This is a genomic window from Streptomyces sp. NPDC048275 (genome assembly GCF_040652275.1).
Taxonomy (GTDB): Bacteria; Actinomycetota; Actinomycetes; order Streptomycetales; family Streptomycetaceae; genus Streptomyces.
Genome location: NZ_JBEZLR010000240.1, coordinates 1 through 1,912 on the forward strand (window position 1 = coordinate 1; position 1,912 = coordinate 1,912).

Consider the following 1,912-nt stretch of genomic DNA (forward strand, 5'->3'; position numbering starts at 1 on the left):
TCGCTCTGCAGCTGCCAGCGCTGCTCCTTGAGCGCAGACCCCCGCCAGGGGCGCTGCGCCCCCTGGACCCCCGCCAGGGGCTCCGCCCCCAGGCCCCCGCCAGGGGCTCCGCCCCCAGGCCCCCGCCAGGGGCGCTGCGCCCCTGGACCCCCGCCAGGGGCTCCCCCTGGACCCCCGCCTCGGAGGCTGCCACCCCCTGGACCCCGCCAGGGGGCGACGCATCACGGGCACCCGCGCCTGACACTGTCGCTGCCGCCAAGCCCCCTCCCCGTGACAGGAACATGCCTTGACACTCTGGCCCCCCGAGTCGAGCCTTGACGGGACGCGCTCGGTGTCGCTCGACATCCGTATGACGGTAAGGAGTTGGCGTGACCGTCAAGATCCGCTCGTTCGGGGAGAAGGAGACCACCGGCGGCCGTGACGCGAACGGCGGCTGACCGGGGTCCGGCATGGGGCGAACCCCGTATCCCACTCTCGACGAGCTGTTGCGACGCGCTCGCGCGATGGTGGCGGCGTGGCCCGGAGTGCTGCGGCTGCGTGATGTCGGGGCCTCGCGTGCCGGTCGGCCGCTGTGGCTGCTGTCGGCCGGGCACGGTCCGCGTCATGTCCTCACGGTCGCCGGCGCGCACGCCAACGAGCCCGTGGGCGGGGCCACTTCACTCCGGCTGGCCGAGCGGATCGCTCGCGAGCCGGGCGTATTGGGGCGGGGCGACGGTGAGCTGAACTGCACCTGGCACTTCCTGCTCTGCCTCGACCCCGACGGGGCGAGCCTCGCCGAGCGGTCGATGACCGAGGCGCGGCTGACCGAGGCGCGGCTGACCGGGGCGCGGCTGACCGAGGCAATGCCGACCGAGGGAACACCGACCGAGGCGACGCCGACCGTCGAGGGCTACTACCTGGGGTTCTATCGCCCCGCCTTCGCCGCCCAGCCCGAGTTCCCGCCCGTCGTCAGCGATCCGCGCCCGCCGATGCCGGAGTCCGAGGCCCTCGTACGGCTCATCGACGAACTGCGCCCCGTCGTGCAGTTCTCGCTGCACGGTGTCGAAGTGGGCGGAACCTTCCTGCAGCTGACGCGTGCGGTGCCCGGGGTGCCGCCCGTCTATCGCCGGATCGCGGCGGGCCTCGGCATCCCGCTGGAGCACCGGCCGTTCGACGGTACGGGGTGGCTCACGGAGGGCCCGGGCGTGCTCGTCCTGCCGGACGGGAGCCCGACCGAGGAACGGGACCCCTCGGGCTTCACCTCGCAGGCGACCTGGCTCTACGCGATGCGGCACGGCACCGTGTCGGCCGTCGTCGAGGCGCCCTTCTGGAGCGTGGCGGGCGTCGGCGATCCGCGGCCCGTGGCCGAGCCGCGCCGCGAGGTCGCCGAGGTGAGCGAGATGCTGCTCACCCGCGCCAAGCAACTGGAGGAGATCGTGGGGGAGTTGGATCCGCGTACGCCGGAAACGCCCGACGGGCTCGCCCACTTCACCGCCGCCCGCGAACTCATGGACATCGGCTCCGGAGTCGTGGACACCTGGACCGCCGCCGAACTCGCCACCACCGTCGGCAACTCCGTCTCCCTCGGCATCGCCGCCCGGCGCATCCCGCTGCGCGCGGCGGCCATGATGCGCCAGGCCCTGGGCGGCGCACCCGCGCTGGACACGCTCGTGGGCGCGTGGTCCCGCGAGCTGGAGAGTACGTTCGACGCCCGCTGGGTGCCGGTCGCCGACCAGACCGAACTCCAGGCCCGCACCATGCTCGCGCTCGCCCGCGCGCTGCTGTGAACCCGGGTACCGCTGTGAACCCGGGTGCTGTTGTGAAGGGGGGGCGCCCGGCCGGCGGACGCCACTGTGGCCATGCCCGCGCCCCTGCGTAGCGTGGGCCTCACGACCGAGGACAGTGTTGGGCGGCATGAGCCGCGCGTCCTGCT

General features: G+C 73.9%; 1 protein-coding gene. It reads left to right on the forward strand.

What is annotated here, in order from left to right; all coding sequences use genetic code 11:
* The first annotated feature begins 449 nt into the window (after positions 1-449).
* Positions 450-1,766 (forward strand): M14 family zinc carboxypeptidase, encoded by a 1,317-nt coding sequence (locus tag AB0D57_RS47630; RefSeq protein ID WP_362088758.1) that lies wholly within the window; start codon positions 450-452, stop codon positions 1,764-1,766.
* Positions 1,767-1,912 lie beyond the last annotated feature (146 nt).